This window comes from Paraburkholderia fungorum (assembly GCF_003610895.1).
In the GTDB taxonomy this organism is placed as follows: domain Bacteria; phylum Pseudomonadota; class Gammaproteobacteria; order Burkholderiales; family Burkholderiaceae; genus Paraburkholderia; species Paraburkholderia fungorum_B.
In genome coordinates this window covers 46,600-60,854 of sequence record NZ_MCAS01000067.1, presented here as the reverse complement: position 1 = coordinate 60,854, position 14,255 = coordinate 46,600, and the positions used below count along the sequence as shown (strand labels likewise).

At 63.5% G+C, this 14,255-nt stretch carries 7 protein-coding genes; 4 read left to right on the top strand and 3 right to left on the bottom strand.

The features are described from left to right. Positions 1-54: 54 nt before the first annotated feature. From BCY88_RS35850 to BCY88_RS35840, 3 genes are all read right to left on the bottom strand, one after another. Complete coding sequence (locus BCY88_RS35850) at positions 55-1,482, bottom strand: c-type cytochrome (RefSeq protein WP_120348811.1); 1,428 nt, start codon at positions 1,480-1,482, stop codon at positions 55-57. A gap of 19 nt (positions 1,483-1,501) precedes the next feature. Further along, on the bottom strand, positions 1,502-3,103 hold the full coding sequence (locus BCY88_RS35845) for a GMC family oxidoreductase (RefSeq protein ID WP_120348810.1): 1,602 nt from the start codon (positions 3,101-3,103) through the stop codon (positions 1,502-1,504). Positions 3,104-3,234: 131 nt separating this feature from the next. Then, positions 3,235-3,879, bottom strand: a complete 645-nt coding sequence (locus tag BCY88_RS35840) for a sugar dehydrogenase complex small subunit (RefSeq protein ID WP_120348809.1) — start codon at positions 3,877-3,879, stop codon at positions 3,235-3,237. Between the two features lie 188 nt (positions 3,880-4,067). On the opposite strand from BCY88_RS35840, the gene BCY88_RS35835 reads away from it, so the two are divergent. The 4 genes from BCY88_RS35835 (at position 4,068) to glgB (ending at position 14,229) form a co-directional block, all read left to right on the top strand. Continuing rightward, the gene (locus BCY88_RS35835) at positions 4,068-4,733 is read left to right on the top strand and encodes a DUF1345 domain-containing protein (RefSeq protein WP_120348808.1); all 666 of its coding nucleotides are present in this window, start codon (positions 4,068-4,070) and stop codon (positions 4,731-4,733) included. A gap of 391 nt (positions 4,734-5,124) precedes the next feature. Then, the gene (locus BCY88_RS35830; protein ID WP_120348807.1) at positions 5,125-8,568 is read left to right on the top strand and encodes a maltotransferase domain-containing protein; all 3,444 of its coding nucleotides are present in this window, start codon (positions 5,125-5,127) and stop codon (positions 8,566-8,568) included. Beyond that, a complete protein-coding gene (treS, locus tag BCY88_RS35825) occupies positions 8,565-12,026 on the top strand; it encodes a maltose alpha-D-glucosyltransferase (protein WP_120348806.1) in 3,462 nt (1,153 codons plus the stop codon). Before BCY88_RS35830 ends, treS begins: the two co-directional genes overlap by 4 nt. Beyond that, positions 12,019-14,229 carry a 1,4-alpha-glucan branching protein GlgB gene (gene glgB / locus BCY88_RS35820; protein ID WP_120348805.1) on the top strand — a complete coding sequence of 737 codons (2,211 nt, stop codon included), beginning with the start codon at positions 12,019-12,021 and terminating at the stop codon, positions 14,227-14,229. The genes treS and glgB overlap by 8 nt, the downstream gene beginning before the upstream one ends. Positions 14,230-14,255: the final 26 nt, after the last annotated feature.

Genomic DNA, 14,255 nt, shown 5'->3' with positions numbered 1-14,255 from the left:
AAAATGGCGCGCCTCCGGCAGAACTTACCGGCAAACGCGCCAATAGCACAGTCGTTATTGCTGCGTACGCAATTTGGCAATCTGATCCGCCGTCACCGTGGACTGCGGATTACCGAACTGTTTGGTCACATAGTTGGTGATGGCCGCCACCTGATCGTCGGTGAGCTCAGTGCTGAACGCGGGCATCAGCACGTCGGCCTGTTTCGTCGTACGAGTGACGCCGTGCAGGATCACCATCGCCAGATTATTGGCGTCGCTCGCGCCGACCGCCGAGTTGTGGATCAACGACGGGTACGCCCCCGGCGCGCTTGCGCCAACGCCCTGCCCGGTCCAGTTATGGCACGTCGCACAATTGGCGATGAACAGTTGCGCGCCGTTCACCGTATTGATCGTGGTGCCGCGTAGCGCGGTGACGTCGTCGGCGGCCGGATTGCCCCACTGGTCACGCGGGCGCGATTCACCGCCGTTGATCGGCGGCAGCGAGCGCAGATACTTGACGATCGAGCCGACGTCTTCCTGCGTCAGATACTGCGTGCTGTCGGTCACCACTTCGGCCATCGGGCCGGCCGCATTGGCGCGCCCCGGCGCCGCGCCGGTCGAGAGATACGCCGCCAGTTCGTCATCGCTCCAGTTGCCCACGCCGCTGTTCTTGTCGGGCGTGATGTTGTACGCATGCCAGCCGGCCTGAACCGCGCCGGAGAAACGCGAACTCGTCTTCAAACCCTGCATGAAATTGCGCGGCGTATGACATTCCTCGCAATGCGCGAGACCTTGAACCAGATACGCGCCGCGATTCCACTCGGCGCTTTGCTTCGGATCGGGCACAAAGCGGCCTTCGTTGAAATTGAACAGGTTCCAGAACACCATCAGCCAGCGCTGATTGAAGGGAAAGTTGAGCGTATTGCCCGGCGGTGCATAGTGAATCGGCGCCAGTGTCTTCAGATACGCGCGAATCGCCATCACGTCCTGATCGGTGACCTTGGTGTACTCCACATACGGGAAGGCCGGATACAGCCGCTCACCGCTCTTGCCGATACCTTCATGCATCGCGCGCAGAAAATCGGCGTCGCTCCATTGCCCGATGCCGGTGTCCGGATCGGGCGTGATGTTGGGCGTCACGATCGTGCCGACCGGCGTGTTGATCGCGAGGCCCCCCGCGAACGGGCGTGTTTTGTCAGCCGTGTGACAGGCCACGCAGTCGCCGACGCGCGCAAGATATTCGCCGCGTTTCACGAGATCGCTGCTGGCCACCGCCTCGGGCGTACCCGCGGCATTGGCTGGTTGCGAAGCGTCGTCCGCGTGGGCCTGCATGATCGGCAGTTCGTCGTTATGCCGTGCGCCAGGCCCATGCGCCTCGTGCCAGGCCACGTACAGCGCGAATAGCGAAAAAATGGCCGCGAGCGTTGCCATCCGGAACCGGCGGCGACGCATGTTCTGAAGCGGCAGATCGGCCTGCTGCACGCGAGAGGTGTTCTTCGTCATGTTGGCTCTCCGTTCAGGCTCAGATTTCACGCTTGAGCTTGTCGGCCAGCTTCAGCGACAAGGCCGCGATCGTCAGCGTGCAATTCACGGAGGCCGCAGTCGGCATCACACCGCTGCTGGCGATAAACAGATTCGAGTGATCGTGCGTGCGGCAGTCCACGTCGACGACCGAATCCCCTGGGTCGCTGCCCATGATGGTGGTACCCATAATGTGATTGTTCGGCGCGAACGTATCGTCGAACGAGACCTCGGCGCCGCCGAACAGCGTGGCAATCTGCGCGTACAGTTCGTGCGTGTTCGCCGCGCTCTTCCTCACGTAGTCGTTGATCGAGTAGTAGATCTCGGGCTGCGGAATACCGAGCGCATCCTTGTGATCCGCCGACGGCACCACACGGTTCTGCGGCTCCGCGAGATGCTCGTGAAAGCTGTTGATGTTCAGCGTGCGGGCCGCGCGATCGCGAATCTGGCGATCGAGCTCGGCGCCCGTGAGGCCTTTTTTCAGCAGATCGGCGCTCACGCCCATGGTCGGCACGCCGTTCGACAGATGCAGTTTTTTCGCCGCGTAATCGGAGCGGAACGCGCCGTCGCGAAAGTTGACGATCGAGGTCATCTCCATCGGTCCTCGTCCGGGCCACAGCGGCTCATTGGCGAGGAAGGTGACACCCGTGCCCGGATGATCCATCAGATTACGGCCCACCTGATCGGAGCTGTTGCCGATGCCGTGCGGGAACTTGTCGGATGTCGACATCAACATCAGCTTCGGCGTTTCGATGCCGTTTGCGGCGAGCACGAACAGCTTGCCGGTCACGCGTGTGCTGTTGCCGTTCGGGTCCTTGTAGTGGACGGCGGTGATGAGCCCTTTGTTGTCCGCTTCGACGCGGTACACGACCGCCTCGGGAATCAGCTTCGCGCCGGCCTGCTCGGCCTTCTCCGCATGCACCACGCCGTTGTACATCGCGGCGATCGGGCAGATCGGCATGCAGTTGTTGTTGCCGCAGCAGGTGGGCCGTGCGTCATAGGGGCGGCTGTTGCGCGCAACCGGTTCGGGCACCACCTTGAAGCCCTGTGCATTGAGCACGTCGCTAAAGCGCTGATCCATGTACGACAGCGGCAGTTGGCTCATCGGATAAGGTTTCGATCGCGGTGAGCCGAGATCGATCGTGGTGTCCGGTCCGGAAACGCCCAGTTGCACTTCAGCCGCCTGGTACCAGGGCTCCAGTGTTTCATACGGATAAGGCCAGTCACGTCCCACGCCATACAGTGTGTGCAACCTGAAATCCGACGGCAGCAGCCGCCAGGCAGCGGCCGCCCAGTGCCACGTCGTGCCGCCAACCAGCCGCACATACTGTGAGTTGTACGGATAATCGCCCTTCTGGATCAGGTAATTGTTGGCGGGCGTGTACTCGGGATGCGGCGCGTACGGCGTTGAGGGATACGGCGTCGCGAAGTCGGACTTGGCGGGCGAGTTGCGAAAGTTCTCGACGATCTGCCAGCGTGGAATGCGCGGCCCCGCTTCGAGCAGAATCACCGATGCACCGGCCAACGCCATCTGATGCGCAACCAGCCCACCTGCCACGCCCGACCCGACCACGACGATGTCGGCGGAATTTGAGTTTGCCATTGTTGCCCTCTTTGCTTGCTGGCTTATCGTTGCTTGCTGGCCCCGCGTGCCGCCTTGCCACCGTTGCGTCGAACGGCTGAATCAGGCGAAAAGACGCCACGGCAATACGGCACGCGCGAGAGAAACGTCGTTCAGGCACTCGCCGGTTTCTGCGTCCAATAGAACGGCACATCGCGGCAATAGGACGGAATCGTCAACACGTCCTTGACCGGCTCGAACATCAGTGCTTTTTCATAAGCGACCACCTGCACATGTGGCATATCGCCCACCAGACCGAGATACCACGCACGCATGATCGCGCCGACCGACTTGGCGAGCGCAGGCTGATCGACCTCCAGTGCCTGCGTGACGGTATCGGACGGCACCCCGCCATGGGTCTGCAACCACGTGTTGAGCGCAGCAACGTTCTGCGAAAACTGGCTATCGGATTTGGCGAGGGCGTCATAGACGCGCTTGCCGAGCACGGCGTCGAAGGCCGTATGGCCGGTGAGACGTTGCGAGAGCGCGAGGAACGCATCGAGTCCGCCGCCGGCGGGCGCATCGGCGAGCGCCGGGGTGATCCACGAGAGCGAGCGGCCCGCGCCGGCAAATGCGAGCGCGGCGGCAGTGGCACATGCGCCCAGCACCCATACCCGGCGCGAGGCAGAGAACGAAAACGACTGCGAAGGCGATGCTTGAAGCGAAGGCGACTGCGAGGAGGACGAAGTTGACGATGAGAAACCGGACAAATGCGTCACTTCGTGGTGCGCATCTTTGTTCTCAGAAGCATCTGTCATGGGGACTCCAGATGGTGAGTCGATCGTGAGTCGTTCCGACAGGCATGTTGCCTGCCAATCGCCTTTCAACTGAAACCGGCGCACAAGACCACTGCAAAAGACTATAGCCTGTGATTCGCCGATTCGACAAATGGCACTCGAAGCGCGAGTAGAATCCGCGACACAGACGGCCCTCCACACTTGACCCTATGCCCATAAAATTTTATCCGCAGGTTCTTCGTAATCGGCCCCGCATGCTGGCCGGCCTCGCCGTCGGCCTCGTGATCGCGCTGCTGGTGCTCCCCGAACACACCCACTCCATGGTGCGCGTGCTGGCCGGCTGGGATGCGGCTGTGTGGAGCTATCTCGCACTGATCTGGGTCCACATGGCCGCCGCCGACGAAGGCCGGGTCCGCGAGTTCGCACGGCGCGACGATGAAAACGCCGGGGTGGTGCTAGTCGTGATCTGCGTCGCGACGATCGCCAGTATTGTCGCGATCGTGCTCGAACTGGCCTCGGCGAAGGGCACAGCCGGCACCTCGACGCTGTGGCACTACCTGCTGACCGGCCTCACGATGTTCGGCGCGTGGTTCCTGATTCCGACCATCTTCACCATGCATTACGCACGGCTCTACTACGACGCGGATGCAACGGAGACCGCGCTGCTGTTTCCCGACCACAAGCTCCAGCCTAACTACTGGGACTTCCTGTACTTCTCGTTCACCATTGCGGTCGCCTCGCAAACCTCGGACGTGGTGCTGCGCTCCCGGTCGATCCGCCGCGCGGCGCTCGCGCAGTCGATCCTGTCGTTCTACTTCAATGTCGCCGTGCTCGGCCTGTGCGTGAACATCGCAGCGGGCCTGCTCGGCTCCTAGCCGTGTAAAACCCGGACCACGCCCGCCGGTTTTACACGCGGGCCGTCCGCGCCGACGGGCAATACCGCCTCGAGCCGCTTCCGTGCCACTGCCGCGCCCCCTCCTGCGGGGCGCGCATCCCCACCCTTTCGCTTCCGTCCATCCAGCGCCCGAAAGCACTGGCACAGCGTTTGCTGCGTCTTGCGAATAGTTCTGGCCGGTCCCGCGCCCTCGACGCCTGGCGTCAAAGCACCTGTTACTGGCCAGCGGCGTGACGATCTTTGCACTACATTGACCTGTACGCGCCCTCGCTTTGCGCATCGCGCGGTATCCGGCTCTGGAAGCCCAATGAGCGCTGTGATCGCATGTCAATTGCATCCACACCGCAGCAGGACGAATCTGGAAACGACCGATGGAATCTCCAAACGGGTACGCGCCACGGATTTATTTTTTTCATTCACTTCTCGTCGGGCCGCTCGATGCATGGCCCGCCCAGTTCGCTCACGCAGCCGGACTGGGCTTCGATCATGCGCTGATCGGCGGCATTTTCGAGCCGGGCCGGGCGGGGCATGGACAAGTGGTCGGCAACCACGGCCGGCTGCACCCGGTGTTCGACACCCAGCAATCCGCCCCGGCGGCGCTCCGCACGCTCGCCCACGCCGCTCGCCAGAACGGTCTGGCCTTGCTGGTCGATCTGGTGATCGACCGGATGGCCGCCGATGGCGTGCTGTACGCCGAACATGCCGGCTGGTTCCATCCATTCGAGTCCGAAGAGGCCCGCCTCGATCCGCGCCATGTGCATCACGAGGACAACGTCGCGTATGCCAACTTCAGTAATGACGCCAGCCTCGCGGCGCTAGTCGGCTGGTGGACCCAGCAACTGCTGGCGCTCGCTGAAGCGGGGGTGAGCGGCTTCCGGTTCGATTCGCCGCATCGCGTACCGGCCGCCGTCTGGCGGCAACTCGGCGACGCGGTTCGCGCGCAGCATCCTGAAGTGCGCTTCCTCGCCGCGACGCCGGGTCTCGCCCGTGGCGACCTGCTCGGCCTTGAAGGCGCGGGCTTCGACAGCGTGTTTTCGTCGGTGCGCTGGTGGGACTTCCGCGCCAGCTGGATGGTGGAAGAGCACGCCGCCCTCGCACGCATCGCCGCCCCCATCGCCTTTCCCGAAGCGCCTTATGGCACCCGCCTTGCCGCCGATCTCAGCGACGCGCACGACGCTGCCATCGTCGAGCGGGCCTACCGGCGCGCGTTGTTCGCAGCGGCCTCGACCGGCAACGGCTGGATGATGCCCATGGGCTTCGAATCCGGCATCACCGAACCGATGTCGCAGACACGCGGCAATGCTGCGCAGTTCGCCCTCGCCAGCCAGTCGAAGCCATTCGATCTCTCGGAGCGCATCAGCCATGCGAACGAGGTGGCCCGCAACACGAAGACGCTGCAGGCCAACGGCGAATTGCGCACGCTGAGCGGGCCGGGCGCGCCCGCGGCGGTGTTGCTGCGCGCCGCCACGCCCGATCTGCGCAACGCCGGCGAAGCCGTCCTGATCGCCATCAATCCTGAGCTCGGCGCGCCTGTGCGCGTCGATCCCGCCCGCTTCCTCCCAGGCGTGCCGGGCAATTTCACGCGCTTTGTCCCGCTCGACAAACCCGGTCATGCCACGCCCGCCGCGTTGACGCCGTTCACGCTCGCCCCCGGCGCAGTCCGTTTGTTCCGCGCTGTCGCCGATCAGCCAATCCGTCTCGCGCCGCCAATCGACAAGGCCAACAGCAAGCGCAGCGGCCATAAGACCGTGCTCGAAGCGATCAACGCGCCGCGCGTGGCGATCGAGAGCGTGACGGCCTCGGTCGATAACGGACGCTTTCCCGCCAAGCGTACGGTGGGCGAGCGCGCCGAAGTCAGCGCCGCGATCTTCGCCGAAGGCCACGACAAGATTGCCGCCGCAGTCGTCTGGCGTGCCGCCGATGAAACCGCCTGGCACGAAGTGCCGATGCGCCCGGCACAACCTGCCGGGCTCGACATCTGGAGCGCGCGCATCCCGCTGGAGCGGCTCGGCCGTCACGAATTCACCGTCATTGCATGGCGCGACGATTTTGCTTCGCTGGTCGAGCATATCCAGAAGAAGCTGAAAGCGGGCCAAACCGTCGAACTCGAACTTGATGAAGCCGCGCATCTGTTCGCGCTGGTGCTCGCCGAAGTGGAAACGGCGGGCGGCGCACAGACCGAACCCCTCGAGCAGATCGTCAAGCGCTTCACCAAAGGCGACGCCGCAACGAAGCTCGCGCTGCTGCTCGAACCGGCCACCGCGCAGGCGATGAGCGCCGCGCGCCACCGCCCGTTCCTGAGCCGCGATCCGATCGTCTACAAGATCGACGCCGAGCGCACTGCCGCAGGTTTCGCCAGCTGGTACGAGATCTTCCCGCGCTCGATGAGCGACGACGAATCGCGTCACGGCACCTTCGCCGACGTCGTCACGAAACTGCCACGCATCCGCGACATGGGTTTCGATGTGCTGTACTTCCCGCCGATCCACCCAATCGGCATAGCGAACCGCAAAGGCCGCAACAATACGCTGAACGCGCAACCGGGCGATGTAGGCAGCCCGTACGCAATCGGCGCGGCCGAAGGCGGCCACACTGCCGTGCATCCCGAACTTGGCACGCTCGACGACTTCAAACAGATGCTGGCCGCCGCGCATGCGCACGGCCTCGAAATCGCGCTCGACTTCGCCATCCAGTGCTCGCCGGATCACCCCTGGCTGAAGGAGCATCCGACGTGGTTCGCGTGGCGCCCGGACGGTACGCTGCGATACGCGGAAAATCCGCCGAAGAAGTATCAGGACATCGTCAATCCCGACTTCTATGCACACGACGCCAAGCCCGATTTGTGGCTCGCGCTGCGCGACGTCTTCCTGTTCTGGATCGAAGCCGGCGTGCATATCTTCCGGGTCGACAATCCGCACACCAAGCCGCTGCCGTTCTGGGAATGGGTGATTGACGACGTACGCTCGCGCTATCCCGACACGATCTTCCTCGCCGAAGCGTTCACGCGGCCACGCATGATGAACCGCCTCGGCAAGATCGGTTTCTCACAGTCGTACACCTATTTCACGTGGCGCGAATCGAAGCGCGATTTCATCGAGTATCTGACCGAACTCACGCAAACCAGCGCGCGTGATTTCTACCGGCCGAACTTCTTTGTCAATACGCCGGACATCAATCCGCGGCATTTGCAGTCGTCGGGGCGCTCGGGGTTTCTGATTCGCGCGGCGCTCGCGTCCACCCTTGCCGGTTTATGGGGCGTGTATAGCGGTTTCGAATTGTGCGAAGCCGCCGCGCTGCCGAACAGCGAGGAATATCTCGACTCCGAGAAGTATCAGTTGCGCGCGTGGGACTGGAATCGGCCAGGCAATATCGTCGGCGAGATCAGTGCGCTGAACCGGATCCGGCGCGCGAACCCGGCGCTGCAAACCCATCTCGGCCTCACGTTCCTCACCGCGCACAACGACAACATCCTGTTCTTCGAGAAAGCGACCGAAGCACGCGACAACGTCATCCTGGTGGCAATCAATCTCGACCCGTTCAACGAACAGGGCGCGGATATCGAATTGTCGTGGAACACTTTCCAGCGCTGGAATCTGCACGACCATGGCGCGCTGGAAGTGACCGATCAGATGACCGGCGCGCGCTTCGAATGGCACGGCCGCTGGCAACACGTCCGGCTCGGCTCTGACCAACCGTTTTCGATCTGGCGCATCGCGCCGCTCGGCGGCCTGCCCGCTGAACGCCCCGATGGCGCCGACAGCGACTATCACGCAGACGACGCTGGCAACCCAAGCTTTACGGAAGGTGCGACATGAAGCGTGACGATCCAGCCCAAACTCCGCCGCAGGCTCCCGCGAATGCCAATACCGGCAGCGCCGCCAAGGCGCGCTCGCATCGGCGCGGCAAGCCGGTGGCCTTGAGCGACGATCCGCTCTGGTACAAAGACGCGATCATTTATCAAGTGCACATCAAGTCGTTCTTCGACGCGAACAACGACGGCGTGGGCGACTTTCCCGGTTTGATCGCGAAGCTCGATTACATTGCCGAGCTCGGTGTGAATGCGATCTGGCTGCTGCCGTTCTATCCGTCGCCACGCCGCGACGATGGCTACGATATCGCCGACTACCGCAATGTGCATCCGGACTACGGCCAGCTTTCCGACGTGAAACGCTTCATTCAGGAAGCGCACGCACGCGGCATCCGCGTGATTACGGAGCTGGTGATCAACCACACGTCGGATCAGCACCCGTGGTTTCAGCGCGCCCGCCGCGCGAAGCCGGGGTCGAATCACCGCAACTTCTATGTGTGGTCCGATACCGATCAGAAGTACCAGGAAACGCGGATCATCTTTATCGATTCGGAGCCGTCGAACTGGACGCATGATCCGGTTGCGGGCGCTTACTTCTGGCACCGCTTCTATTCGCACCAGCCCGATCTGAATTTCGACAATCCGGCCGTGCTGAAGGAAGTGCTGCAGATCATGCGCTTCTGGCTCGATATGGGTATCGACGGGCTGCGGCTCGACGCCGTGCCGTATCTGGTCGAACGCGAAGGCACCAACAACGAGAATCTGCCGGAAACGCACGCCGTGCTGAAAAAGATTCGCGCGACCATCGACGCCGAATATCCGAACCGGATGCTGCTCGCCGAAGCGAACCAGTGGCCGGAAGACGTGAAGGAATATTTCGGCGACGAAGACGAATGCCACATGGCGTTCCACTTCCCGCTGATGCCGCGCATCTATATGTCGATCGCGAGCGAGGACCGCTTCCCGATCACCGACATCATGCGGCAGACGCCGGACCTCGCGCCGAGCAACCAGTGGGCGATTTTCCTGCGCAATCACGACGAACTGACGCTCGAAATGGTCACGGATTCCGAGCGCGATTACCTGTGGAACACCTATGCGAGCGATCGCCGTGCGCGCCTGAACCTCGGCATTCGCCGCCGCCTCGCACCGCTGATGGAGCGCGACCGCCGCCGCATCGAACTGATTAATTCGCTGCTGCTGTCGATGCCCGGCACACCCGTGATCTATTACGGCGACGAGCTCGGCATGGGCGACAACATCCACCTCGGCGATCGCGACGGCGTGCGTACACCGATGCAATGGTCGTCGGATCGCAATGGCGGATTCTCGCGCGCCGATCCGGAACAACTGGTGTTGCCGCCGGTGATGGGTTCGCTGTATGGCTTCGACGCCGTCAATGTCGAAGCGCAAAGCCGCGATCCGCATTCGCTGCTGAACTGGACGCGGCGCATGCTCGCCACGCGTCGAGCGAAGCAGACATTCGGACGCGGCACGATCCGTTTCCTGAAACCTGAAAACCGCAAGATTCTCGCGTATCTGCGCGAAGTTCCGGACGAACCGCCGATCCTGTGCGTGGCGAATCTGTCGCGCGCGCCGCAGGCGGTCGAACTCGATCTATCGGAATTCAACGGCGCGGTGCCGGTTGAAATGACCGCGGATTCCGTATTCCCCGCAATCGGTCAGCTCACCTATCTGCTGACCTTCCCGCCGTACGGTTTCCTGTGGTTCATGCTGTGCTCGGGCGGCCAGCGTCCGACATGGGCGCAAGCGCATTCCGAACCGCTGCCCGAATTCGTCACGATCGTGATCCGCGAGGGTCAGGCCGGCCCGACGCCGGAAAACGTCCGGCTGCTCGAATCCGAGGTGCTGCCGTCATGGCTGAGCCGGCGCCGCTGGTTTGCCTCGAAGGATCAGAAGATGCACGCGGTGCGTCTCGCCGCGCTGACCACGATCCCTCACGGCGGCTTCGCATTCACTGAAATAGAAGCCGACGTGGGCGACCATACCGAACGCTACGTGGTGCCGATCGCGATCACGTGGGGCGGTGAAACCACCACGCCGCTCTTCATGCAGCTGGCGCTCGCGCGGGTTCGCCGTGGCCGCAACGTCGGTCATCTGACCGATGCATTCGCCCTGCCGATCTTCGCGCATGGCGTATTGCGCAAGCTGCGTGAGCGCGCGGTTATTCCGACCGTGCAGAAGAGCGAAATCAGGTTCATCCCGACCGAGCGTTTCTCCGAACTCGAGCATCTCGACGAGCGGCCCGAGATCCGCTGGCTGGCAGCCGAACAAAGCAACAGCTCTTTGATTGTCGCCGATGCCGCCGTGCTGAAACTGGTGCGGCGTCTGGTGAGCGGCATTCATCCGGAAGCGGAATTGAGCCGCTATCTGACCCAGCTCGGCTACGCGAATACTGCGCCGCTGTACGGTGAAGTGGTGCGCGTCGATCCCGAAGGCGTGCCGCACACACTCGCGATCTTGCAGGGCTATATCGACAATCAGGGCGACGCGTGGAACTGGTCGCTCGACTACCTGCGCCGCTCGGTGGACGAGCTCGCCATCGCCGTCGATACGGAGGCGCAATCGCCGGATCGCGACAACGAAGCGATCCTCGTGGAAGGCTACAGTTCGCTGGCCGGCATCATCGGCAAACGGCTCGGCGAATTGCACGTGACTCTCGCCTCGCCCTCCGACAATCCGGCGTTCGCGCCGGAACCCGCCAGCGCCGAACAGGTGAAGGCGTGGGTCGACGGCACGCAGTCCATGCTCGCCAGCGCGCTCGACCTGCTCGCGCCGCGCATCGGGCAGATGAGCGATCCGGACACCCAGGCATTGGCGCAAAGTCTGATCGACCGCCGCGCCGCCCTGGTCGAGGCCGTCAGCAAGCTGGTGCCGGACAATGCCGGTGCATTGCGCACGCGGATTCACGGCGATTTCCATCTGGGCCAGGTGCTGGTCGCGCAGGGCGACGCGTATCTGATCGACTTCGAGGGCGAGCCCGCACGCACGTTGGAGGAGCGGCGTCAGAAATCGAGTCCGCTGCGCGACGTGGCCGGTTTGATGCGCTCGCTGTCCTACGCAAGCGCCGCGGCACAGTCCACGATGGAAAGCGCTCCGCTGCAGACCGCCGATCGCAAGCGTGCCCTGTTCGAGCGTTTCCGCGCGCATGCAACCGAAACGTTCCTGAAGGAATACCGCGCGGCTGCCGCGAATTCGCCGACGCCGCTGGTGGCGCCCGAAGCCGAACAGGCCTTGCTCGATCTGTTCCTGATCGAGAAAGCCGCGTACGAAATCCGTTACGAAGCGGCCAACCGTCCGACCTGGCTCAGTTTGCCGGTACGCGGCCTCGCCGCGCTCACCAGTCGCCTGCTCGGCGACACCGGCAGCGCGCAGCACGGTTCGTCAACCCAGGCGTCAGATGCCGCCACACCGCCTCCCCCGGCCGAGGGCGACTATGAGTGAGCACGATCCGGCCGCAGGCCTCCAACCGCTGGATATCGACGCGCTCGTGGAAGCGCGTCACCCCGATCCTTTCTCGCAACTCGGCATGCATCAGACGCCCACAGGTCCGGTGGTGCGCGCGCTGTTGCCCAACGCCTTGCATGTCGCGGTGATCTCGCGCAGCGACGGCGCCACGCTTGGCGAACTCGAGCAACTCAGGCCGGGGCTGTTTGCCGGTCGCGTGAGCTCGGCGGCGCCCTATCGCCTGCGCATCGACTGGCACGGCACCGTGCAGGAAATCGAGGACACCTATTCGTTCGGCCCCGTTCTCGGCGACGAGCCGTTGGGGCGTCTCGCCGGCGGTGACCCTTACGCGGTGCTCGAATGCCTCGGCTCCCGCCCAATGGAAGTGGCCGGCGTGCCAGGCGTGCGTTTTGCCGTGTGGGCGCCGAATGCGCGGCGGGTGTCGGTGGTCGGCGACTTCAATTCGTGGGACGGACGCCGTCATCCGATGCGGCTGCGTCATCAGGCCGGTGTGTGGGAATTGTTCGTGCCGCGCGTCGGCCCAGGCACGCGCTATAAATACGAGTTGCTTGCGCGTGACGGCCATCCACTGCCGCTGAAAGCCGATCCATGCGCCATGCAAACGGAAAGACCGCCGGGTACCGCATCGGTGGTCGCGCATGTCGACGAGATCGAGCAATTTGCGTGGACCGACCAGGACTGGATTCAATCGCGCGCCGCCAGACAGACGCCGGGCGCGCCGGTCTCGATCTACGAAGTGCATGCCGAATCGTGGCTGCGCGTCGCCGAAGAGGGCCAGCGCGGCCTCACCTGGGAAGAACTCGCCGAGCGGCTGATTCCTTACGCGAAGAGCATGGGCTTCACGCACGTCGAGTTCATGCCGATTGCCGAGCATCCATTCGGCGGTTCATGGGGCTATCAGCCGCTCGGACAGTTCGCGCCGTCCGCGCGTTTCGGCAAGCCCGAGCAGTTCGCCCTGTTCGTCGACAAGGCGCACGCGGCCGGTCTCGGCGTGATTCTCGACTGGGTGCCGGCACACTTTCCGAACGACGCGCATGGCCTGATCGACTTCGACGGCACGCCGCTCTATGAGCACGCCGATCCGCGCGAAGGCTATCACCAGGACTGGAACACGATGATCTACAACCTCGGCCGCAACGAGGTGAGCGCGTTCCTGGTGGCGTCAGGCCTCGCATGGTTGAAGCGCTATCACGTCGACGGCCTGCGCGTGGATGCGGTCGCCTCGATGCTGTATCGCGACTATTCACGCGAACCCGGTCAGTGGGTACCGAATATCTACGGCGGGCGCGAAAACCTCGAATCGATCGCGTTTCTGAAGCGGCTGAATCATGAAGTGGGCTATGTGCCCGGCGTACCGGGTGCGATCACGATCGCCGAAGAGTCTACCGCATGGCCGGGCGTGACGGCACGCGTCGAGGACGGCGGCCTCGGTTTTCAGTTCAAATGGAACATGGGCTGGATGCACGACACGCTGCACTACATGGCCGAAGACCCGGTGTACCGCCAATACCATCACCACATGATGACGTTCGGCATGGTGTACGCGTATTCCGAGCGCTTCGTGCTGCCGCTTTCGCACGACGAGGTGGTGCACGGCAAAGGCTCGCTGCTCGGCAAGATGCCCGGCGACCGGTGGCAAAAGTTTGCCAATCTGCGCGCGTACTTCGGCTTCATGTGGACGCATCCGGGCAAGAAGCTGCTGTTCATGGGCGGCGAATTCGGCCAGATGGCCGAGTTCGACCATGACACGTCACCACACTGGCATCTGCTCGACGATCCGAACCATCACGGCGTGCAGAAGCTCGTGCGCGATCTGAACCATCTGTACCACGAGGAGCCCGCCCTCCACCGGCTCGACAGCGAGCCGGGCGGCTTCCAGTGGCTGGTCGGCGACGACAACGGCAATAGCGTGTATGCCTGGCGCCGCAGCGATGGCGAGGGGCGCGAAGTCGTCGTCGTATGCAACATGACACCGGTGCCGCGGCTCGGATACCGGATCGGCATGCCGCGCGGCGGCCGCTGGGTGGAAGTGCTGAACACGGACGCCGGCGTGTATGGCGGCTCGAACATGGGCAACGGCGGCGTGATCCATACCGACACCACCTCGAGCCATGGTTGGCCGCATTCCGCCGCGCTGACGCTGCCGCCTTTGGCGACGATCGTTTTGCGCGCGGATTGATGGAAGTGGAGTAAAGCGAGTGCGCC